Genomic DNA, 22,810 nt, shown 5'->3' on the forward strand with positions numbered 1-22,810 from the left:
CGGTAAACAAGCGATGGAGGTAGGGCGATGAAAACCGTGTTGATGTGTGTGTTGTTGGCTGTGGCGGCACCGAGTTTTGCCAAGATGGATGAGGCGATGTTGTGCCAAATGCTGGGTGAATTGGCCGAATCTTCATTGCAAAAACGCGAGCAAGGCGTGGACCAAGATGGGGCGATGCAGGCGGTGTATCAGCAGACCGAGCGCATCGAACAGCCGTTTGTGCGCGGCTTGGTCAATGGCTTGATGGCCGAAGTGGTCAACGATGCCTATCGCCAAGACACGACGATTGGTTCTGGCGATGTGAACAGCGATAACTTTAATGAGCGGACAATGGCTCAGCCCACATTGGCAGCAGTGGTGCAGCAGCGTTGTCAAAAGTCGGGCATAGGGGCATTTTTGCGTTAAATGGGCGTGAGTATGGCTTTACAGGCGCTAGATGGGTTTGGCGCGCGGCGCAATCTTTGTTACAGTGCCGCATTGCTTAGGAATTCACACTTTTATGGATTTAGAAAATTTAAACAACAGTTTGAGCCGCCACGAGGTACGCTTTGATGGTAATGGCATCGTGGTCGCGGGCAAGCATTATGCTTACAGCGACATCGTCAGCGTGCACTATATGAAGCCGAGCAAGCGTGGGGCCATCCGTTCGGGCAGTTTTTTCGCCATCGTGGCCTTGGCTGGTTGGGTGGTATTGGCGTCGCAAAATCAAAGTCAGTCGGCCAAATTGGCAATGGCTTTGCTCATCGCCGTCATTGCCGCGCGTTTGTACTTATTTGCCAAGGTGTTTTCCAAACTGAAGTTGGTGTTAAAAAGCGGCGAAACAGTGACGGTCTTGCAAAAGCGCGACATGATTGCTGCTGATCGCATTTATGAACACTTAATGGCGCACAAAGCCAAATAATGAGACACATACAAAAAGCGGCCTGTAACAGATTTACAGGCCGCTTTTTTTTTATCGTGAGGGTTTAAATCCACAAATCCTTGCCCAAGACTTTTTTGGTGTAGTAAATGATGTTGGCGCGGGTCATGGCGGTGATACCAAAAGCAAGACCAGCGGCACGGGCAAAGGCTTCACTGTCAATATTGAATACCACCAAGCCGACGATTAAGACAATGTACAGACCCAAGAAGGTGAGGCCGGCTCGCCACATGCCTTTGATGAAGAAATAAATCCAGCTGAACAAAAATGCCCAAATATTGGAATGGCCGAAGCGCTCGCCCCAAGTCAGGCTTTTAAAATAGGCTTTGCGCTCTTTCGGGTCTTTGATGTTTTGCATGTCGTCGATGACATGAAATTTGCGTTTCCAAGCATCGCTGACATCCAAGCTGTCGATTAAATCATGGTTGCCACCTTCGCCTGAGCTGGCGACGTCACTGTTGGCAATGACACTGGATTCATACGGATTGGGTGTGTTGCTGTCCATGTTTTTCCCCTTATAAAAAAACAACTTATTAACAAATGGCATATGATAGCGGCTTTTGCAGTGCAAAAGAGCAAAAAACTTAAAATTATTTCAATGAAAACAGTGAATCAGCAAGATAAATACTATTAACCTTGTTTGCGGCTGTACAAATGCGGCATGATGTAGTCAGATTGAGTAAAACCAACAGACACGACCTCTGCAACTGTGCAGAGGCCATTACATGAGGAAGAAACGTGACGCAATCCAAGCAAGTGGGCTGGGCGCCGTGGTTGGTCATCGCTGCCGGCATCGTTGCAGCCATGCACATCGGTAAATTGCCACCCACCATACCGGTATTACAACAACAACTGTCTTTGAGTTTGGGGCAGTCGGGCTTTTTATTGGCCGGCATCCAAGTCGCCGGCATCGCCATGGCCTTGTTTGTGGGCTTGATGGCGGAGAAAATCGGCCTGAAACGCTTGCAAGTCGGCGGCTTGTTGATTTTGGCCGTGGCCAGTGCTTTGGGCTCGTTTGCCCACAGCTTCAGTGCCTTGTTTGCGGCGCGTTTGCTCGAAGGATTTGGCTTTTTAAGCATTGTGTTGGTAGGGCCATCGTTGATTAAGCAATTGGTGCCTGCCCATCAATTGAAGCTGGTATTGGGGTTTTGGGCGGCGTACATGGGCTTGGGTGTGGCGGCGAGTTTGCTGTTGGCACCGAATCTATTGCATGTGTTGGCTTGGCCGCGGGTGTGGTGGATCTACGCCAGTTTGGCCTTGCTGATGGCGCTGTTGTTGTGGCGTTTTGTGCCGAATGTGCGCGTGCAACACCGCGATGACACGCCACCGCTGGCGCAATTGCTCAAACAGACTTTGAGCCATCCGGCGCCGTGGTTATTGGGGATTTTATTTGCCAGCTATACCAGTCAGTGGTTTGCTGTGACCAGTTTCTTGCCAACGATTTATGCCAATGCCGATATTGCCGCCACCGCTGCTGGGGTGTTGACCGCCTTGGTGTGTTTGAGCAATGTCGGTGGGCCCATCGTGGCGGGAATGATGTTGCAGCACGGCCGGCCGGCGTGGCTGCTGTTGACGGCAGGGTTTGTGATGATGATGGTTGGGGCGGTGGTGGCGTTTGCCGGCGAAGGCGTGTTGCCGTTTGCGCTGCAATACTGCGGCGTGTTGCTGTTTTCCGCTGGCGGCGGCCTGATACCGGGGGTGGTGTTTGCCTATGTGGTGTATCTGGCGCCGAGCCAGCAAACCGTCGCCAGCACCATGGGCTGGGTGCAGCAATGGTCGGCCTTGGGACAATTCAGCTTGCCGCCACTCATGGAAAGTCTGGTCACATGGTGGGGCTCATGGCGCAATGCATGGATGGTGTGCGTGGTCTTGGGTGTGGTCGGCATTGTCTGCGCGCTGCGCATCCAACGCTTGGTCAAACGCATGGCTTAGTGGATAGCAGTACATACACATATAAGCGATAAGCGGCCTGTAAGTGATTTACAGGCCGCTTGTATTGCATGGTATGGCTTTAAGTATTGAGAGGCAAAGGCTGTAAAAACGATGCCAACCAGGCATCGTCTACTTGTGCCGCGCTTTTGCTCCAGCGCGGCTGTTTGTCTTTGTCGATGAGCAAGGCACGCACGCCTTCCAGAAAATCGGCGCGGGTCACGCAATGGCTGGCGACGGTGTGCTCCAAATTCAACACTTCTTCCAATGAGGCATAGCGACAGCGCTGCATTAACAGCCAATGCAAACCAGCGCTGCTGGCGCAGCCTTGAGCCACATAGTCTGCCGCCGCTTGCAGCCACGGGCTGCGTGGGGCCAGCGCTTGTATCTGGGTCAACGCGGCCTGAAAGTTGGGCTGGGTTACCACTGATTGGATTTCCGCTTGATGCGCCAACACGGTCGAAGCGGGCAAGGCTTGTGCTGGCAAAGCCAACAAGGTTTGGGTGATGACTTCGTGTGCCGAACCTTGCCAATCGGCGGCGCATAAGGCTTGCAGCGTGGCCTCGCGGCTGGCGGCTGGCAAGGCGTGTTCGGCCAAATTGCCGAGCATGGCATCGCTGCCATTGAAACGCGCGCCGCTCAAGCCCAAAAACACGCCGCTTTGAAACGGGAAACGCTGTAAAAACCAACTCGCGCCGGCATCGGGAAACAAGCCTATGCTGATTTCCGGCATGGCCATCAGCGTGGTTTCGGTGACGATGCGCACACTCGATGCCGCCGCCAAACCCAAGCCGCCGCCCATGACGATGCCGCCACACCAAGTGATGATGGGCTTGCTGTAGCGCGCCATCGCCGCATACAAGCCATACTCGGCTTGAAAAAAATCACTCGCTTGTTGCAAAGCGGCGCTTGGTGAGGCGGCCTGTAAGCTTTGTTGTTGCACTTCGCGGATGTCGCCGCCGGCGCACAAGGCTTTGTCGCTGCCTTGTAACCACACCGCCACGATGCTCGGGTCTTGTTGCCATGCCAATAATTGTGCTCGCAGCGCCGTAATCAATTCCAAATTCAAGGCATTCAAGGCTTTGGGGCGGTTTAAGCTGAGGATGCCGATGGCTTGCCCAGAGGCCGTGGGCAAGGTGCTGGCCAGTAACACGCTGTCGCTTACATCAGTGTTCATGCACAGTCCTTAGTCATAGGGGTGGTGTGTGTGGATGCGCCTTAATCTACCACAGCCGTGCGCTGATTGCTTGTGCACGCATCAAGCAAATATTGCAGACACAGTACAGGCCGCATGAAGCGGCCTGTAAATAAGTGATGATGCTGAGCGAGATTAACGGAATTGCTCGTGCGCCGTATCGCGAATTTGCAGCATTTTTTTGCCCAAGGCTTGCGCTTGGCGCAGTTGATTGGCCTTGACCAAATCGGTGGCGGCTGCGATGGTGGCCGACAATTGGTTTAACTGCTCTTGGTAAGCCGCTACCTGTGTGGCATCACTGGGGTCGACACTTTCAGGCGTGGCCTGTTTGGAGGCTTGCGCCGCTTGTTGCATCGCTTCCAATGCTGTCAAGGCTTGCTCGGCCGATTTGGCTTGGCTAAAGGTTTTGTAATTGCTTTTGAGCGTGTGCATTTCATGCGATAAATCGCTGGCTTGCGCGCTGGTGCACAAGGCGAAAGCCAAAGCTGTGGTCAGCAAAGAGGCCGAGAATGCAGATTTGAACATGGTATTCCTCTGTTTGTCTTTTGTTGATGGTGTGTTGTTATAGCGCTGTTATATCACATTGTCGGGCCAGTGTAATGCCAGTTGTGGCCTTGCCAAAACACAAAAAGCGGCCTGTAAATACCACACTGCTACGGCGCAGCTCACATGGCGGCAATGCTGTCTTCAAGCCGGTGTTATGATGGCAGTTGTCAGCATAGACCAAGGGATGGCCATGAAAACCCCGACATTTTTAAGCTTGGCGCTCGCCAGCAGTGTGTTATTAAGCGGCTGTTTCAGCAGCATGTATGTGATCAATCGGGTGCAAAACGGCGGCTTGCCAGAAACCACCCGCGATTTGAACACGTGGGCCAGTGCCAACCCACAAGCGCGTCAGTCTGCCAGTTTAATCCTGCAGTTTGATGGCAATGTTCCCAATATCCAACAGGCCTTGCCGGCACAATTGGAATACTCGGCCGACAATTGTGGCTTCAAAGGCCGCAGCGTCGAGGGTTTACTGGAAGCGCATTATCCACGCGCTCAACTCAGCATCGCCGCCAATAACCCGTCCGCCCGCACCTACCAATACCGCTTTTACCAAGATGCGTTCTTGCCCAAACAAGACGAACACGGCCGCACTTGCGTGTGGAAAATCCACTCAGCCCAATTCGGCTTTACAGGCCGCAGCGTTGACAGTGCCGCACCAGCATCGTTTGATTTTTTGTGGTTTGCCGAAGGCGCTAGCCGCAACAAGGTCGAGCGCAAGTATTTTGCCAGCCAGCCCAGTGGCGGACGCTATGCCGAACTCAGTCCCGAAAATGCCCAGAATGGACAGGCATTCCGCATAGACATTCAATACCAACCGTAATGTTTGCACGTTTCAATATTTACAGGCCGTTTATTCGGGTGAACAAGCGGCCTGTAAGCAATATGGATTTGTGGTTTAAGCTGTGATGCTGTCTGTGGCTGTGCTGGTCATCCAGTCAGACACATAGTTGCTTGGCACAAAAAAGCTGTCCAGCCAAGTGCGGTCGACGTCGGCCACGGCTTTGACCCAGTGTGGGTTTTTGTCCTTGTCTATGAGCAAGGCACGCACGCCTTCGAGAAAGTCAGGGCGGGTGCAGCATTGTTGCGACACCAACAATTCTTGTTCTATGCAATCAGCCAAAGAGGCGTGTTTCAAGTCATGCAGCAAACGCCAAATCAAGCCCATGCTGGTAGGGCAGCCAGCGAGGGTATTGGCATGCGCTTGTTGCAACCACGGGTCTTGTTCGGCATGGCTGGCCAACACGTTTAAGGCATCTTGGAACGAGGCTTGGCTGACCACGTTTTGAATGGCGGCTTGTTGCGCCAAGATTTGGCTGGCAGGCAAAGCAGCGCTGTCTAGGCCGTTTAAGGTGCGACGCACCACGCGTTCGGCTTCGTCATTCCAATCGGCATCGACCAAGGCTTGCAAGGTGGCGGCGCGGCTGTCAGCAGGGCGCGAGGCGGCGGCGAGGTTGCCAAGCAAGGCATCACTGCCATTGAAACGCGAACCGGTCATGCCCAAAAATTTGCCGCTGCCAAACGGAAATTGTTGCAAAAACCACGTGCCGCCAGCATCGGGATACAGGCCGATGCTGATTTCTGGCATGGCCATCACTGTGGTTTCGGTAACGATGGTGTGACTGGCGGCGCTGGCCAAACCCATGCCACCGCCCATGACGATGCCCGTGGCCCAACACACCACCGGTTTGGGGTAGCGGCTTAGGTATTCACACAGGTAATACTCGGCGGCAAAAAACGTGCGCACATGTTGGTGAGCAGCGGCAGCATCGGCGGCATCGACCACGCCTTGTCTGAGTTCGCGTATGTCGCCACCGGCGCAAAAAGACTTGTCGCCCGCACCATCCAGCCACACCATGGCGATGCTGTCGTCTTGTGCCCAAGCCTCTAATTGTGAGCGCAATTCTAAAATCAAAGCGGTATTTTGCGCGTTCAAAGATTTGGGTCGATTTAATGTTGCGATGGCAATGAATTGCTTATGGCTGGTTTTTTGGGTTGAAAACAAGACTAAAGGCGTGTCCACGCTGGCTCCGATGCTTGATGTGCGGTTCTTGATAATTGTTTAATGAATATTATAGCAAATAATTGACGAAAATTTCATGCGGCAACGTATTGAAACCGCTTAAACTTCAGGTTACAGTTTCCGTTCTTAATTTATCTTTACAATGCGTGCCATCGGAATTTTCAACAATAACCCATGCCTACTGTCAGGTATATTCGGGTTTACAGGCCGCTTACTCAGTATTTTTTAATCGGATGATGTCTTGTCATCCACACCATCAGTGAAAGGGGAAGAAACGATGCAAATCGGCATTCCTAAGGAAAGTTCGCTCGGTGAATTGCGCGTTGCAGCAACGCCCGCAACCGTGGTGCAGTTGTTGAAACTGGGCTTTACCGTAGCAGTAGAAAGTGGTGCAGGTGCAGGTGCCAATTTCGATGACCAAGCCTATGTGGACGCAGGTGCAAACATTGTCACTGCCGACATGGTTTGGAAAAATCCGTTGATTTTCAAACTCAATCCACCCACCGAAGCCGAAGTGGCGGCGATGGATGAGGGCACGACTTTGGTCAGCTTCATCCAAGCGGCGCAAAAGCCGGAATTGGTGGAGGCCTTGCGTGCCAAAAACATCACCTCTTTGGCGATGGAAATGGTGCCGCGCATTTCGCGCGCGCAGTCTATGGACGCCTTGTCGTCCATGGCCAACATCAGTGGCTATCGCGCGGTCATCGAAGCGGCGCACGAGTTTGGTCGTTTCTTTACTGGACAAATCACCGCTGCGGGCAAAGTACCGCCAGCGCAAGTATTGGTGATCGGTGCGGGTGTGGCTGGTTTGGCTGCCATTGGTGCGGCCAATTCTTTGGGTGCGGTGGTCAAGGCATTTGACACGCGTTTGGAAGTGGCCGAGCAAATCGAATCCATGGGTGGCCAATTCTTGAAATTGGATTTCCCACAAGAATCAGCCGGCAGCGGCGATGGCTATGCCAAAGTGATGTCGGAAGAATTCATTGCCGCCGAGATGAAGCTGTTTGCCGAGCAAGCGCGCGAGGTCGACATCATCATCACCACCGCGGCGATACCGGGCAAACCTTCGCCGAAATTGATTACCAAAGCGATGGTCGATTCAATGAAACCGGGCTCGGTCATCGTCGATTTGGCGGCTGTGGGCGGCGGTAACTGCGAATACACCGTGCCGGGTGAAGTGCACACCACCGCCAATGGTGTCAAAGTGGTCGGTTATACCGATTTGGCCAACCGCTTGTCGGGTCAGTCGTCACAATTGTATGCCACCAACTTGGTCAATTTGGCCAAACTCATCACCCCTGAAAAAGACGGCAACATTGTCTTGAATGAGGAAGACGTGATTGTGCGCAACATGACCGTTACCCAAGGCGGCGAAATCAAATTCCCACCGCCACCAATACAGGTATCGGCGCAGCCACAAGCCGCGGCCAAAGTTGCGCCGGTGGTGAAACCTGAGCCGACACCGGTGCCAACGTGGAAGAAAATCTTGCCATTGGCGATAGGCGCGTTGGCAATCTTATGGGTGGGCGCTGCCGCTCCTGCAGCGTTCTTGAATCACTTCATCGTGTTTGTGTTGTCGTGCGTGGTCGGTTATTACGTGGTGTGGAATGTGTCGCATTCGCTGCACACGCCGCTGATGTCGGTGACCAATGCCATTTCCGGCATTGTGATCTTGGGCGCGGTATTGCAAATCGGCCAAGGCAATGGCTGGGTGAGTGTGCTCGCATTCATCGCCGTCTTATTGGTGAGCGTGAATATTTTTGGCGGTTTCTACGTGACGCGCCGCATGCTCAATATGTTCCGTAAAGGTTAAGGGGAGAACAAATATGTCTACAGGATTTGTTAGCGCCGCTTACATCATTGCGGCCATCTTGTTTATTTTCAGTTTGGCGGGTTTGTCCAAACAAGAAACCGCCAAGCGCGGTAATGTGTTTGGCATGGTCGGCATGGGCATCGCCTTGTTTGTGACCGTGTTTGGCCCCAATACCCACGGTTTGGTGTGGATATTGATCGCCATGGTCATCGGTGCTGCCATCGGCATCCACCGCGCGCAAAAAGTCGAAATGACGCAAATGCCAGAATTGATTGCCATCTTACACAGTTTCGTTGGTTTGGCAGCGGTATTGGTGGGCTATAACAGCTACATTGAACCGGGTGATGTGGCGGCCGACATGCACACCATCCACATGGTGGAAGTGTATTTGGGCATCTTCATCGGTGCGGTGACGTTTACCGGTTCCATCGTCGCTTTTGGCAAGCTCAATGGCAAAATCAGCTCCAAGCCTTTGTCTTTGCCACACAAACACAAGCTCAATTTGGCGGCTTTGGTGGTGTCTTTGTTGCTGATGTTCTGTTTCTTGTCGGCCGATGGTTCGGCTTGGGGCACGATGTGCTTGCTCATCATGACCGTCATCGCTTTGGCGTTTGGTTGGCATTTGGTGGCGTCGATTGGTGGCGCCGACATGCCGGTGGTAATTTCCATGCTCAACTCTTACTCAGGTTGGGCGGCCGCAGCCACAGGCTTTATGTTGTCTAACGACTTGCTAATCGTCATTGGTGCGTTGGTCGGTTCTTCTGGTGCGATTCTGTCTTACATCATGTGTAAGGCGATGAACCGCTCGTTTATTTCGGTAATTGCCGGTGGTTTCGGTGCCGCACCTGCAGCTGCTGGTGAAGAAGTGACGGGTGAACACAAGGAAATCCAAGCGGCCGAATTGGCAGCGATGCTCAAAGATGCCAGCAGCGTCATCATTACCCCAGGCTACGGCATGGCGGTGGCGCAAGCGCAATACCCAGTGGCGGAGTTGACGCAAAAACTGCGTGCTGCCGGTGTGGAGGTGCGTTTTGGCATCCATCCGGTTGCCGGTCGTTTGCCGGGGCACATGAATGTGTTGTTGGCCGAGGCGAAAGTGCCTTACGACATCGTGTTGGAAATGGATGAAATCAACGATGATTTCGCCGATACCGATGTGGTGTTGGTCATCGGTGCCAACGACACGGTGAATCCTGCTGCGGCAACCGATCCAAGCAGCCCGATTGCCGGCATGCCAGTATTGCATGTGTGGGAAGCGAAGAATGTGATTGTGTTCAAACGCTCGATGAGTGCAGGTTACGCCGGCGTGCAAAATCCATTGTTCTTCAACGACAACAGTTATATGTATTTTGGCGATGCCAAAGACAAGGTGCCGGAGATTTTGCAACATCTGTAATGGATGATATCTGAAGCATAACAGCGGCCTGTAAACACTTACAGGCCGCTTTTTTGTGTTTTGAACGCCGCTTGACCAAACACAGGGATTCACCAATACTCTGTGCCACTGTGTTGAGAAAAGGCCTAACCATGTTGGAAGATGTCAAAAGCAGCAACCCGCACCTGCGCATGTTTCCCTCGGCTGATGAGGTGTTTGCACCGTCGTCGGCGTTTTTAAGCCAACACTTATTGCCCGTCGTAAGCGTGGATTTGGCGGCGGTAAATCCGGCGTGGTCGGGTTGGTTGCCGTTTGTGAACCCGATAGAGCCGTATGAGTGTTACATCGGTGACGGCACCGAGCCGTTTCACAATGAGTTTGCCAAGGCGAATGTGTTTTGCCTGCGCTTTAATGAGCAAGGGCAATACGAATGGTTGGCGGATGAACGCTATTTTCTGTTGGCCCATACCGAACCCAGCGATGACTGGCAGCGGCAAATGATGGCTGAGTTGGGCAAAGAACGCCTTGAAGCCATCAAGCAATTGGCCATTACCGAGCAGCGCTATCGCCAATATGGCAAATTTTTCGACAATAATAAATACTCGTTCCAGCGCGGTGAGGTGGATTTTTCCCAAGCGGAAGAAGACGTGGTCTTGGACCAAATCGGCGGTGAGGTCGGCTGTGGTAATTGGGAATACCCGTTGTCGGATTATGGCATGTTGGAAATTGTCGACGATGAAACCACTTATTTGATTGCGCCCAATGGCAAGCGCGCTTATTTTGTCGCCGCGGCCGATGGCTACCGTTTTAACCAACGCGGCGCCGATTGGATTTTGCTGTTTTACGAGCCAGAATCGCGTTTGGCGATGTTTACGTTTGATTGGACGTAATCATGCTCACGCAATCGCACGGAATGTGATTAAATGCGGCCTGTAAACGAATACAGGCCGCTTTTTGCAGAAGAAACATGAATCAAAACGAATACTTTGTCGTCTTAGACGATGCTCTCGCCCACACTTGCCGTTATTACCAAGGCTTACGCCATGTCGATGCCATCCAAGCCGCCGATGTGCTCAGCGTTGATGCCTTGTTACAACAGGGTTGGGCGCAAGGTTTACAGGTGGTGTTGTGGCAGTCGTACGATTTTGGCTGGGAGTTGATGTATGGCGGCAAACAGGCCGCGCTGTATTTGCTGTGGTTTGAACGCTGCGAGGTGTTGGCCGACGATGCGCGACATTTGCCATGGTTACAGGCTGCTGCAGTGCCCACTGGCATCGCTGCTTTGCACAATCAGGTGGCTGAGGCCGAGTATTTGCAACGCATAGACGCCATCCACGCGGCGATTACCCGTGGCGATGTGTATCAAATCAATTACACCAGCGCGTGGACGGGCGAAGTGTATGGCGAGCCGAGTCGTTTGTATGCGCGTTTGCGTGCGCGCCAGCAAGTGCCGTATGGCGTGTTGGCACACTTGCCGCCTGAGGTGAATGAGGGTGCGGCTTGGCATTTGGGCTTTTCACCTGAGCTGTTTTTGCACATACAGGCCGATGGCCACATCATGACCAAGCCGATGAAGGGCACGGCGCCCTTATTGGGCGATGGCTTGGATGAGGAACGCGCCGCTGCTTTGCGCAGCGATGCCAAAAACCGCGCTGAAAATGTGATGATCGTTGATTTGCTGCGCAATGATTTGGGCAAGTTGGCGGTGGCTGGTGGCGTGAGCGTGCCGCAGGCGTTTGAAGTGCAGGCGTTTGGTTCGGTATGGCAAATGACCTCGACCGTAGTGGCGCAAATGCGGCCTGAAACCACGGTGGCCAACATCATACAGGCCGCTTTCCCGTGTGGCTCGATTACCGGCGCACCCAAGCGCATGGCCATGCAGGTGATAGAACAGTTGGAGCAGCGCCAGCGCGGCCTGTACACCGGCAGTGTCGGGTATTTGGAGCCATGTGACACAGGCTTAGGGTTTACCGGCACTTGGAATGTGGTCATCCGCTCCTTGCAATTGCGCGCACACGCGACACCGCAACGCTATGGCTTGAGTATGGGCATAGGTTCGGGCATTGTCATTGACAGTGTCGGTGCGGATGAATGGGATGAGTGCCATTGGAAGGCGCGTTTTGCACGAGGTTTGAGCGCCGAAGTGGGCGTGTTTGAAACGCTGCGAGTAGAAAATGGCCGCTGTGAATTACTGGCCTTACACCAAGCGCGTTTGCAACAGAGTGTGCGCGATTTGCACATCGTCTGTGATGTGAACGCCTTGTGGCAAGACTTACAGGCCGCTTGTGAGAGCGAGTGGGCACAAGGCTTGTGGCGGGTGAAATGTGCGGTGGCGGCCGATGGGCAATATGCGATAACGGCGGCGGCCATGGTGGATTTTGAGGCGCCGCAAACGGTGTGTTTGAGCGAGCAAGTGTTGCCGAACCAAGATGTGTTGCGCCGTTACAAAACCACGATGCGAACGCAGTTTGATAAGGTGTGGCAAGGCGCGGTCGAACTGGGTGCGTTTGATGGCTTGTTGTTCAATCAAGACGGTTTCCTGCTCGAAGGCGGGCGCTCGAATGTGTTTATCGAATTAGATGGGCAGTGGTACACACCGAGTACGGATTTGGACATTTTGAACGGTGTGATGCGCCAAGCCATATTGCAAAATCCTGCGCAATATGGGTTTACAGGCCGCATCATCGAGCGTGCGGACATCGGTCGCGCTGAAGTATTGGCGGCCACGCGCATCCGCTTGAGCAATGCTTTGCGGGGTGTGTTTGCGGTAGGCTTGGTGGAAACTTTGATGTAGCGCAAACGCCATGAGTTTCCCCTCTAAAATCAGTGTTGTGCCCCTTATAATATCAACATGGTAATAGGTACTCCCGATGAAAGGCTGAATGCATGGCAGACGACAAATTAAAACACACACCCATCAACCCCAATGCCGAGGACGAAACGGTCGAGTTGGCCGAAGCCTTACCGATTTTCACCCAGCAAGTGTTGCACGCTGAGGGCGAAACCAGTGCTGAAGATGCCAATTCGGCGCCTTTGCCGGCATCTTACCCTTACAAAACCCGCATGAGCCGCCGTGTTTACGAACACGACAAGCAATTGTTGCAAATCGAATTGCTGAAAGTGCAATCGTGGGTGAAGGAAACGGGGCAACGCATCGTGTGCCTGTTTGAAGGGCGCGATGCGGCAGGCAAGGGCGGCACGATTAAGCGTTTTATGGAGCATTTGAACCCGCGTGGTGCGCGTGTGGTGGCCTTAGAGAAACCGAATGAGGTGGAATTGGGGCAGTGGTATTTTCAGCGCTATATTGAGCATTTGCCGACGGCGGGTGAAATCGTGTTGTTCGACCGCTCTTGGTATAACCGCGCTGGTGTAGAACGGGTGATGGGGTTTTGCGAGCCGCAACAGTATTTGCAGTTTATGCGCCAAACCCCCGATTTGGAGCGCATGTTGGTCAATGATGGCATCCATTTGTTCAAGTTTTGGTTCTCGGTCAGCCGTGAAGAACAATTGCGCCGCTTTATTTCGCGCCGTGATGACCCTTTGAAACACTGGAAATTATCGCCGATAGACATACAGTCACTAGACCGTTGGGATGAGTATACCGAGGCCAAGAACCAAATGTTCTTCCATACCCATACCGGCGATGCGCCGTGGACGGTGATTAAGTCGGACGACAAAAAGCGTGCCCGCCTCAATTGCATCCGCCATTTCTTGCACCGCTTGGACTATCCAGACAAAAACCTCAAAGCGATACGCGCCACCGACGACAAAATCGTGTTGGTACCGAATGCGCAGCGTAAGTCGGGCAGTTTGGACAGCGAACAGGATTAATCACCATCCAATGTGATGCGCATGCATGTTAAAGCGGCCTGTAAAGAGTTTACAGGCCGCTTTTTGATGTTCTGTGTTGAGGGTTGTGGGCTATTCGCTGGCCACTTGTTGCTTGCTACAACGCTCAAACGCTTGTTTGGCTTGACCGCCGTAACGGCGTTCCAATTCGGAATCGGACATCTCGACCAAGTTCAATAAGTCACGCGTGGACAGATTGGCTTTGGCGTGTTGGGTCATGCAGGCGCAGGTATTGCGGCGCTCGCTGCTGCTGAGTTTGACTTTGGGGTATTGAGAGATGCGGTGCATGCACTGTTGGTTTAACCATTTGTCCGGAGAGGGCAAGCCAGGCAGCCAGTCGGCAAAAGCGGCGCCGCTGAACAACAAGCCAGTTAAAACACAGAGGTGGATCTTCTTCATGATTTCCCCTTCAAGACACACAGCCACAATAGAATGTTTGACATCATAGAAAAAACGGTGCCATAAGACACCGTTTTTAACGTATTTTTAAGCAAATACTTCTTATTTGGCCACTTTGCGTGCTGGCAATTTTTCTTTAATGCGAGCCGCTTTACCAGTCAAACCACGTAAGTAGTACAATTTCGCGCGGCGAACGTCACCACGGCGTTTTACTTCGATTTTCGCTACTGATGGAGCGTACAATTGGAATGTACGTTCAACACCTTCACCGTTAGAGATTTTACGAACGATGAAGTTAGAATTCAAACCACGGTTACGACGGGCAATTACCACGCCTTCGTAAGCTTGCAAACGGGTACGGTTACCCTCGGTCACAGACACAGACACGATTACGGTGTCGCCTGGTGCAAACGCTGGGATTTCTTTGTTCAAGCGAGCAATTTCTTCTTGCTCTAATTGTTCAATAATGTTCATTACATTTCCTATATATCATATGGCCTTGTCTGTTGGTTCGGAGATTCCGAGTTCAGACGCCTCTTGTTTCAACGCAGCCAATAAATCTGGACGGCGCTGGGTAGTACGCAAAACAGACTGTTGTTGTCGCCATTTTGCAATCTTGGCATGGTTACCTGAGAGCAATACCTCAGGAACATGCATGTCTTCAAAGCTTTCAGGCCGCGTGTAATGCGGACAATCAAGTAAACCGTTGGCAAATGAATCTTGTGCGGCTGAATCTTGGTGACCCAATACGCCATCAATTTGACGCAATACCGAGTCCATCAACATCATCGCTGGCAATTCACCGCCAGAAACCACAAAGTCGCCGATGGAAATTTCTTCGTCTATGTAGTGGTTAAGCAAGCGTTCATCAACGCCTTCGTAACGACCACACAGCAAAATCATGCCATCAAGCTTAGCCAATTCTTGCGTTTTGGCATGGGTAAGAGGCTGGCCTTGTGGGCTTAAATACAGCACACGCGGTGGATTCTTACCTTGGTGTTGGTCTTTGGCATGGGTAATGGCGCGCGCTAAAGGCGGTGCCATCATGACCATACCCGGTCCGCCACCATAAGGTCTGTCGTCTATGTAACCGAGTTTGTTATCGGCAAACTGACGCGGATTAATCGCATCAAACTGCCACAAACCTTGTTTCAATGCTCGCGAAGTCACACCAAAATCGCTGATCGCCGCAAACATTTCCGGTAACACACTGATGACTTGGATGTGCATCAGTAGTCCAAACCCCATTCAACTTGTATGGTTTTTGCGTTCATGTCCACTTCGCCGACAAATGCCTCAACGAAAGGAATCAGTTTCTCGCCATGTTCACCGCGCACCACGAGCACGTCGTGAGCACCGGTTTGCAACAAGCTGTGAACGCTGCCCAATACCACTTGTTCGTGATTGATGACACTCATGCCTATCAAATCCGTCCAGTAGTATTCACCTTCTTCGGTTTCTACAAAATCCGCTCGAGGAACAGCGATGGTATAACCTTGCCATGCTTCGGCTTGGTCACGCGTATCACAGTCTTCAAACTTGACCTGCAGTTCTTTGTTATTCAATACCTTGCCGGTTTCAAGCACTGCTTCGACACGTTGTTGGTCTTTAATCAGATACCACGTCGGGTAATCCAACAAACTGTCGAGGTATTCGGTATGACTACCTATCTTGACCCAACCTTTAACGCCCACGGCACCACGTATGAAACCCATGATGATTAATTCGCCGCCATCGGGCAGGGTTAAAACCGCATCAGACATGTGAATTAAGCTTGTTCTTTAACCAATTTAGCAACCGCGTCGCTCAATTGAGCACCTTGGCTAACCCAGTGGTTCAAGCGGTCGTTGTTCAAGCGAACACGTTCTTGTTTTTCATTGGCAACTGGGTTGTAAAAACCAACGCGCTCAATGAAACGACCATCGCGACGATTGCGTGAATCAGCAACAACCACGTTGTAGAACGGACGGTGTTTAGAACCACCGCGAGACAAACGAATGACAACCATGTGTAATCCTTAAAGTTCAATAGAAGTAAACCCGCAATTTTAGGCTAATATGTGCTTGTCTGGCAAGCTCTTAATTTTACAGGCCGCTTTTAAGTCGGCGTATCGCTGCTTAGGAGGCGAGTGACAATGTAAATATTTGGATCTTCTGGGTCTTTTTTCAGCTTGAATCCCAATTTTTTCATCAGCTGCAACATGCCGCTGTTGCTGGTCAAAACCTCGCCACGCATGGTGGACAAGCCTTGTTGACTGGCCACATCAAATAATTTTTGCATCAACAGCGTGCCCACGCCGCGTCCTTGCCATTTGTCGGCAATGGAAATGGCAAATTCGCACACTTCCATGTCGGGGTCGGTGACATAGCGGCTCATGCCCAGCACTTCTTCATGGCCATCGTCGTAGGTATAGACCAAGACCAAGGCCATGTCGCGGTCGTAATCGAGCTGGGTGAAGCGCACCAACACTTGTTGCGACAATTGCTTGATGCTGGACATGAAACGGTTATAACGGCTTTCTTCGGACAGGTTGCGTACGAAATCTTGCACCATGTCGGCGTCTTCAGGCCGCAGTGGCCGCAAGGCAACTTGGGTGCCATCTTTCAATTGCAAAGATTCTTCCAAATACGATGGGTAAGGCATGATGGCCATGTGTTTGTAGCGTTGGCTGCGATTGGATTTGACTTGGTGCTCGTCTATGACCACGCGTGCATCTACGGCAATGGCACCGGCAGGGCTGAGCAGCAAAGGGTTGATTTCCAATTCGATGATTTCTGGCAACTCGCTCACCATCTCCGATACCCGCAACAGCACTTGCTCCAAAGCTTCTTGGTCTATCGGGCGCATGTTTTTGAATGCGCCCAGAGTTTGGCCGACTTTGGTGCGCTTCACCATGTCGGCGATGATGAAATTGTTCAAAGGCGGCAAAGAGGTGGCATTGTCTTTTTGGATGGATGCGGCCAAACCACCAGCGCCAAAAGTGATGACGGGGCCAAATACCTGATCGCGGGTGACACTGATCATTACCTCGCGTGCCTCGCGCTGTTGCAACATCGGTTGTACGGTGATGCCATTGATGCGCGCTTGTGGTGCCAATACGGCGGCACGTTCCATGATGACACGGTAGGCTTCGCGCAAATTGGGCGCATCGTGGATATTGAGTTTGACGCCGCCGATATTGGATTTGTAGAAAATATCGGCCGAATCAATTTTCAACACCACGGGATAACCCATGTCTTGCGCCAAGGCCACTGCTTCGTCTTCATCGTGCGCCAAGCGCGTTTGGTTGCTCAGAATGTGGAATTGGTTGAGCAAGGTTTTGGAGCTGTATTCGGGCAATACGGTCAAATGTTGCTGTTGTGCTTCGCGCAGCAAGTGTTTGGCGGCTTTGATATCGGCCGGTAAGGCATGGCCTTCCAACGGCTTGGGTGTTTGCCACAGCAAGGCTTGGTTTTTCTGAAACTCAGCCAAGTTGCTGAACACTTCTATCGCAAATTCAGGCGATTTAAAGTGTATTGCCCGTGCTTGCGTGAGCAAGGGGATGCTGTTTTTGACTTTCTCATCGCCCATCCACGCCATCATCAGCGGTTTGTTGCTTTCTTTTTGCAGTTGCAACATCATTTGCGCCGTGCCGACATCATCACTGCCAGGTTGCGGTGAGAAGATGACCAAGACGCCATCGACGGCGGCATCGTCCAAACACAGCTTCACCACCGAGCGAAAGCGCAGTGGGCTGGCATCGTTGCCAGTATCAACAGGATTGCTGATGTGATTGTGCGGTGGCAGCACGGTTTTGAGCTGTTGCAGGGTTGATTCTGACAGTTGCGCCAACGGTACGTTGGAATCGTGTGCGCTGTCTACGGCCAGTACGCCCAAACCTATGCCATTGGAGACTATGGCCAAGCGGTTGCCTTGGGTGCGGTAATCGGCGGTGAGCATGCGTGCGGCGGTGAACAATTGCGATATGGTTTGTACCCGCAACACACCGGCGCGGCTTAAGGCGCTGTTGAAGATGTCGTTGCTGTCGAGCACATTGCTGGCGGTGGACAAGCCATCAATGTGGTTTTCCTCACGCCCAGATTTCAAGACCACCACTGGTTTGACCCGCGCCGCCGAGCGCAAAGCGCTCATAAAGCGGCGGCCATCCAAAATGTGGTGGATGTGCAGCAAAATGCCTTTGGTGTGGCTGTCTTGTACCAAAAAGTCCAAAATTTCGCCGTAATCAATGTCCAGCGTTTCCACACCGAGTGACAACACAGTTGAAAAACCGATTTTGCGCCCATGCGCCCAGTCCAGTAGGGCGCTGCTGAGGCCGCTGGATTGGGTAATCAAGGCCAAGCTGCCGCTGTTGAGCACACCTTGGTAAGTACTGGCATGCAGGTTTTGCGGTGGTCGTATCAAACCCAAGATGCTGGGACCGAGCAAGCGCACTTGTAAGCGTTTGGCCAGTTTGACTGCTTTTTCCAATAATTGACGGTCTTTAGGCGTTTGCTCGTCCAAGTTTTTGATGATGACCATAAAGCGGATTTTGAGTTTGGCGCACTCGCGTATCAGGCCATCAAAACTGCTGGTCGGGGTCAAGACCAAGGCCACATCGACTTTATCGCTCAGTTGCGACAAATGACTGGCAGCAGGCACACCGCCGACAATCGGGTGTTTCAAATTGACTGGGCTGATGCGGCCTGTAAAACCGCAAGTGAGCAAATTGGCGAAGACAGTTTGACCAATGCTGTGGGCTCTGTCGCTGGCACCGATGACCGCTATGTGTTTGGGATTGAATAAATCGTGTAAATAATGGGGCTTCATCACCATTTCCCAGTCAGGCTGAAAACACCATCTTACCTGAAATTCAATGACTTCTTGGTTTAGAGCAAGGTGATTTAATCCAAGTCAAATGAACAGCGGCCTGTGGTTTACAGGCCGCTTAAGAGCAGAAATCAGTGAAACACCGACAATTCAAGCATGTGGCACCACGGTACGCAAGTCTGCGGCGGTAATGCCTTTGACCATATAGGCTGCGCCCAGTTGTTGCAATGCAACAAAACGCATCTCGCCATTGACCACTTTTTTGTCATGTTGCATGTGTTCTAACCAAGTTGCAAACGCGAATGTGGGCGCATCTACCGGTAATTGGGCGCGTGCAATCAGGTCTATGGCACGCTGGCTGTCTGCGGTGCTGATGTTGCCCAATTGCTCAGACAAACGGCATGCCAACACCATACCAGCCGCCACGGCTTCACCGTGCAACCACACGCCATAGCCCATTTCGGTTTCTATCGCATGACCAAAGGTGTGACCCAAGTTTAACAAGGCGCGACGGCCGTGTTCTTTTTCATCTTCGGCCACAATATCGGCTTTCATTTGGCAGCAATGGCCGATGATGTGGCGCAATGCCTGCGCATCTTGCGCTTGGATGGCATCCATGTGGTTTTCTAAATAGCTTAAAAATTCAACATCGCCCAACAGTGCGTATTTGATGACTTCGGCCATGCCTGCAGCAAATTCGCGTTCAGGCAGGGTTTTCAAGCTGTCCAAACCGATGAATACCGCTTGAGGCTGGTAAAACGCGCCTATCATGTTCTTACCCAGAGGATGGTTGATGGCGGTTTTGCCACCAACAGACGAATCCACCTGGCTGAGTAAGGTGGTGGGAATTTGAATAAAAGGCGCACCACGTTGATACGTCGCTGCAGCAAAGCCGACCATGTCGCCGATGACACCGCCACCCAAAGCAATCAAGGTGGTCGAGCGCTCGGCATGGTTTTGCAATAAGCCATCAAAAATCAGGTTGAGGGTTTCCCAATTTTTATGTGCTTCACCATCGGGTAAGATGATGGTGAAACTGTCTATGCCGGCGGTTTTACAGGCCGCTTGTACTTGTTCTAAGTACAAAGGTGCGATAGTGGTGTTGGTCACAATGGCTGCTTTGCGACTGCAATACTGTGCCAATTCACGTGCTAATGCGGCCTGTAAATGGGTATCAATGAAAATAGGATAGCTATGAGAAGGGGCATCAACGGTCAGTGTCAGAGGGCTCATATAAATTCAATTGTTGGATTAATTGGTTCACCACCATGGGTATGGCTTGGCTATGGGTCTCGATAATGTGGTCGGCAATATCGCGGTAGAGTGGGTCGCGTTCTTGGAACAGTTTTTCCAAACGCTCACGCGGATTCTCCACTTGTAACAGCGGTCGTGATTTGTCTTGTGCCGTGCGTTTGAGGATGCAATCGACACTGGTGCTTAAGTAAATTACCGTGCCCGATTGCTGCAACAATTGACGGTTTTCAGGGCGCAAGATGGCACCGCCGCCAGTGGCAATCACACAATGTTTGAGTTTGCTTAAGTCACTGATGACAGCATGCTCGCGCTCACGAAAACTCGCTTCGCCTTCCAGCTCGAAAATGGTACTGATGGGTACACCTGTGCGTTTGACAACTTCTTGGTCCGAATCGTAAAACTGCCAACCCAAACGCTGTGCCAAACACTTACCGATGGTGGTTTTACCAGCCCCCATCAACCCAATAAAAATAAGATTGCCTGCTATGTAGTCCATAGCAGGCATTGTAACCTAAGTTGGTTGAATGATAGAAGATTAATAACGCAAGTTACTGCCCGTTGCACTCATGATGCGAGGGGTGATGAAAATCAGTAATTCTTCTTGGTTATCCACTTTTTTCTGGTATTTAAACAAATTGCCCAAGACAGGGATATCGCCTAGTAATGGCACTTTTGACGTGGCATTGTTTAAATCTTGTTTGTAAATGCCGCCAACAATAATTGTACCGCCATTTTCTACCATCACTGTACTGTTCAGGTTGTTGGTTTTGATACATGGTTCGGAAGCGGTACAAGTTGAATCAACCGAATCATTAGTCACATCTAAATCCATGATAATGTTGCCATCAGGGGTGATACGTGGGGTGACAGTTAAACCTAAAACCGCCTCTTTAAATGAAACAGAAGTGGCCCCACTAGAGCTTGCTTCTTGGTAAGGAACTTCAGTACCGGATTTGATTTCAGCTTTTTTCCCATTTTGGGTCAATACACGAGGGCTAGAAATGGTTTTGGTTTTTCCTTCTGACTCTGCTGCAGACAGTTCCAAGCCCAAAGCACCTGATAAAGTTTGTCGCACAATGGCGATACTGCTAGTTGCAGCTTGTACTCCTAAATTAACACTTGGAGAATTTGAAAAACCCATTGGACCAGCCCACGCATTATTACCCGTTGTGGTTGTGTTAGATGAAGGAATTGCCGATCCAATTCCGGTACTCGGTTTGGTGGAAGAACTTGTATGTTGACCAAACCATCTAACACCAAGTTCGCGTCCAAAGTTGGTGGTGGCAGATACAATGCGAGCTTCTACCATCACTTGTTGTGAAGGAACATCAAGTTCTTCAACGAGTGCTTGCATTTTTTTAATGACAGAAGAAACATCATTGATGATTAAAGTATTGGTTGCAGGATCAATTAAAGCTGATCCCCTAGCAGATAAGATGGACTTTGTATCTCCACTATTAGAGGATCCAGTTTTAATATCTAAGACGGTTTTAAACTCTTCAACACTTTTATATTTCAATTGAAATGATTGAGATAATAACGGCCCCAAGTTTTCTAATTCTTTCGCATTTGTTAATTCTTCTTTTTCTTGGGCTATTAACTCTTCTCTAGGGGCGATCTTTATAATATTTCCATTTTGCCGTTTGTCTAAATTACGAGAATCCATCACTAATTGTAATGCCTGATCCCAAGGTACATCTTTTAAACTGATAGTCATGTTACCTCTAACACTATCGCTGGCAACAATATTCATACCAGATTCTTTAGCCAAAATTTGCAAGATGGTACGTACCTCAACATCTTGAAAGTCTAAAGTAACACGCGTTCCTTTAAAGTTTTGGTTTTTTTTAATTAAACCGGCTTGTGCGATATTGCTTTGCGGCAGGATATGGAAGACTTGTCGGCCATTTTCCAATTTGTTTTGATAAGACCAAGGACCAGAGGTCACTATTTCCAACTGGGTTTGGGCATTGTTACGAGTCAAGTTTACAAAGCGCACTGGCGTACCAAAAGTGGTAACATCCAATTTTTTCTGTTCGGCGGCATTGATACTGGTATCTGGCAAAGTAATAATCAATCGATCATTATTTTTTTGAACATTAAACCGAGTATTTGGTGTCGGTAAGTTCAAGGTCACTTCACCACGCCCACCATTGCCTTTTTTGAAGTCAATGCCAACACCACTGTGGCCTATGTCATCGCTGTTATTTGATGACAATTGCGAGGAAGCATTGTTATTTTTGATGGTAGAAGTATTGGTGGCAGTAGTTTTCACTGATTCAGTAATGTTTGGTATTGCATTTTTTGAGGTGATGTAAACCCAAATCTCATCGCCTTTGCGCTCGGTGTAATACTCACTATTGCTGCGTAAATCGATGGCCAAACGCGCCCGACCATTACTTTCGGCTGCTAAGATTTTACCCAGCAAGCTGTCATTGTATTGGAAGTCCTGTTGAGCCAAATTAATGCCGGTTTGACCAAAATCCAAGGCTATAGTAGGGGGAGTGCCCGTTACAAAGCCTTTAGGTTCCACCACATCCCGATCAAATTTAATCTTAACGATTTTTTTGCTGTCGGTTAATGAAGTGACTTTGATGTCAGTAATGTTACCCGCCCATGCTGTTTGCAGCATTAAACCCAAACTCAAACCAGAGAGCAGCTTTACTGTTGCTTGAATGTGTTTCATAGTTATCCCTTATTAA

At 50.9% G+C, this 22,810-nt stretch carries 22 protein-coding genes; 9 read left to right on the forward strand and 13 right to left on the reverse strand.

From position 1 onward, the window contains the following. The first annotated feature begins 27 nt into the window (after positions 1 to 27). Positions 28 to 405: a hypothetical protein gene (locus BN3003_RS05700; protein ID WP_058355703.1), complete on the forward strand. Its 378-nt coding sequence runs from the start codon at positions 28 to 30 to the stop codon at positions 403 to 405. Positions 406 to 499: 94 nt separating this feature from the next. Further along, complete coding sequence (locus tag BN3003_RS05705) at positions 500 to 901, forward strand: DUF6232 family protein (protein WP_147645358.1); 402 nt, start codon at positions 500 to 502, stop codon at positions 899 to 901. Positions 902 to 965: 64 nt separating this feature from the next. Here the strand turns inward: BN3003_RS05705 and BN3003_RS05710 are convergent, their stop codons facing one another. Further along, positions 966 to 1,424 (reverse strand): DUF2628 domain-containing protein, encoded by a 459-nt coding sequence (locus tag BN3003_RS05710; RefSeq protein WP_058355705.1) that lies wholly within the window; start codon positions 1,422 to 1,424, stop codon positions 966 to 968. A gap of 233 nt (positions 1,425 to 1,657) precedes the next feature. Here BN3003_RS05710 and BN3003_RS05715 point away from each other — a divergent pair, with 233 nt between their 5' ends. Next, entirely contained in the window at positions 1,658 to 2,851 is a 1,194-nt protein-coding gene (locus BN3003_RS05715) for an MFS transporter (RefSeq protein ID WP_058355706.1), read from the forward strand. A gap of 79 nt (positions 2,852 to 2,930) precedes the next feature. Here BN3003_RS05715 and BN3003_RS05720 read toward each other — a convergent pair whose 3' ends face one another. Together BN3003_RS05720 and BN3003_RS05725 are read right to left on the reverse strand one after the other, a co-directional pair. Next, positions 2,931 to 4,025 carry an enoyl-CoA hydratase/isomerase family protein gene (locus tag BN3003_RS05720; RefSeq protein WP_058355707.1) on the reverse strand — a complete coding sequence of 365 codons (1,095 nt, stop codon included), beginning with the start codon at positions 4,023 to 4,025 and terminating at the stop codon, positions 2,931 to 2,933. 153 nt (positions 4,026 to 4,178) lie between these two features. Then, positions 4,179 to 4,568, reverse strand: a complete 390-nt coding sequence (locus BN3003_RS05725) for a cytochrome b562 (RefSeq protein WP_058355708.1) — start codon at positions 4,566 to 4,568, stop codon at positions 4,179 to 4,181. Between the two features lie 211 nt (positions 4,569 to 4,779). Between BN3003_RS05725 and BN3003_RS05730 the strand changes: the two genes are divergently transcribed. Next, positions 4,780 to 5,412, forward strand: coding sequence for a hypothetical protein (locus BN3003_RS05730; RefSeq protein WP_147645360.1), 633 nt, complete (start codon positions 4,780 to 4,782; stop codon positions 5,410 to 5,412). 75 nt (positions 5,413 to 5,487) lie between these two features. On the opposite strand, the gene BN3003_RS05735 is transcribed toward BN3003_RS05730, so the two are convergent. Continuing rightward, entirely contained in the window at positions 5,488 to 6,612 is a 1,125-nt protein-coding gene (locus BN3003_RS05735; protein WP_058355710.1) for an enoyl-CoA hydratase/isomerase family protein, read from the reverse strand. A gap of 277 nt (positions 6,613 to 6,889) precedes the next feature. Between BN3003_RS05735 and BN3003_RS05740 the strand changes: the two genes are divergently transcribed. From BN3003_RS05740 to ppk2, 5 genes are all read left to right on the forward strand, one after another. Beyond that, a complete protein-coding gene (locus BN3003_RS05740; protein WP_058355711.1) occupies positions 6,890 to 8,425 on the forward strand; it encodes a Re/Si-specific NAD(P)(+) transhydrogenase subunit alpha in 1,536 nt (511 codons plus the stop codon). A gap of 13 nt (positions 8,426 to 8,438) precedes the next feature. Beyond that, entirely contained in the window at positions 8,439 to 9,821 is a 1,383-nt protein-coding gene (gene pntB, locus BN3003_RS05745) for a Re/Si-specific NAD(P)(+) transhydrogenase subunit beta (protein WP_058355712.1), read from the forward strand. A gap of 131 nt (positions 9,822 to 9,952) precedes the next feature. Beyond that, positions 9,953 to 10,690, forward strand: coding sequence for a hypothetical protein (locus tag BN3003_RS05750; RefSeq protein ID WP_058355713.1), 738 nt, complete (start codon positions 9,953 to 9,955; stop codon positions 10,688 to 10,690). A 77-nt stretch (positions 10,691 to 10,767) separates the two neighbouring features. Then, on the forward strand, positions 10,768 to 12,594 hold the full coding sequence (locus tag BN3003_RS05755; RefSeq protein ID WP_058355714.1) for a bifunctional chorismate-binding protein/class IV aminotransferase: 1,827 nt from the start codon (positions 10,768 to 10,770) through the stop codon (positions 12,592 to 12,594). Between the two features lie 92 nt (positions 12,595 to 12,686). Next, positions 12,687 to 13,631: a polyphosphate kinase 2 gene (gene ppk2, locus BN3003_RS05760; RefSeq protein WP_058355715.1), complete on the forward strand. Its 945-nt coding sequence runs from the start codon at positions 12,687 to 12,689 to the stop codon at positions 13,629 to 13,631. A 90-nt stretch (positions 13,632 to 13,721) separates the two neighbouring features. Here the strand turns inward: ppk2 and BN3003_RS05765 are convergent, their stop codons facing one another. The 9 genes from BN3003_RS05765 to BN3003_RS05805 form a co-directional block, all read right to left on the reverse strand. Further along, positions 13,722 to 14,048, reverse strand: coding sequence for a hypothetical protein (locus BN3003_RS05765; protein ID WP_058355716.1), 327 nt, complete (start codon positions 14,046 to 14,048; stop codon positions 13,722 to 13,724). Positions 14,049 to 14,150: 102 nt separating this feature from the next. Then, positions 14,151 to 14,522, reverse strand: coding sequence for a 50S ribosomal protein L19 (gene rplS / locus BN3003_RS05770; protein ID WP_058355717.1), 372 nt, complete (start codon positions 14,520 to 14,522; stop codon positions 14,151 to 14,153). 15 nt (positions 14,523 to 14,537) lie between these two features. Further along, entirely contained in the window at positions 14,538 to 15,278 is a 741-nt protein-coding gene (gene trmD / locus BN3003_RS05775; RefSeq protein ID WP_058355718.1) for a tRNA (guanosine(37)-N1)-methyltransferase TrmD, read from the reverse strand. Then, entirely contained in the window at positions 15,278 to 15,763 is a 486-nt protein-coding gene (rimM, locus tag BN3003_RS05780) for a ribosome maturation factor RimM (RefSeq protein WP_407701097.1), read from the reverse strand. The genes trmD and rimM overlap by 1 nt, the downstream gene beginning before the upstream one ends. Positions 15,764 to 15,816: 53 nt before the next feature. Beyond that, positions 15,817 to 16,056 (reverse strand): 30S ribosomal protein S16, encoded by a 240-nt coding sequence (gene rpsP, locus BN3003_RS05785; RefSeq protein ID WP_019958127.1) that lies wholly within the window; start codon positions 16,054 to 16,056, stop codon positions 15,817 to 15,819. Positions 16,057 to 16,145: 89 nt separating this feature from the next. After that, the gene (locus tag BN3003_RS05790) at positions 16,146 to 18,854 is read right to left on the reverse strand and encodes a bifunctional acetate--CoA ligase family protein/GNAT family N-acetyltransferase (RefSeq protein WP_058356255.1); all 2,709 of its coding nucleotides are present in this window, start codon (positions 18,852 to 18,854) and stop codon (positions 16,146 to 16,148) included. A gap of 150 nt (positions 18,855 to 19,004) precedes the next feature. Continuing rightward, positions 19,005 to 20,087: a 3-dehydroquinate synthase gene (gene aroB / locus BN3003_RS05795; RefSeq protein ID WP_058355719.1), complete on the reverse strand. Its 1,083-nt coding sequence runs from the start codon at positions 20,085 to 20,087 to the stop codon at positions 19,005 to 19,007. Beyond that, positions 20,062 to 20,613, reverse strand: coding sequence for a shikimate kinase AroK (gene aroK, locus BN3003_RS05800; protein WP_058355720.1), 552 nt, complete (start codon positions 20,611 to 20,613; stop codon positions 20,062 to 20,064). The genes aroB and aroK overlap by 26 nt, the downstream gene beginning before the upstream one ends. Before the next feature lie 30 nt (positions 20,614 to 20,643). Further along, the gene (locus tag BN3003_RS05805; protein WP_058355721.1) at positions 20,644 to 22,794 is read right to left on the reverse strand and encodes a type IV pilus secretin PilQ; all 2,151 of its coding nucleotides are present in this window, start codon (positions 22,792 to 22,794) and stop codon (positions 20,644 to 20,646) included. Positions 22,795 to 22,810 lie beyond the last annotated feature (16 nt).

The organism is Vitreoscilla massiliensis, assembly GCF_001457815.1.
Taxonomy (GTDB): domain Bacteria; phylum Pseudomonadota; class Gammaproteobacteria; order Burkholderiales; family Neisseriaceae; genus Vitreoscilla; species Vitreoscilla massiliensis.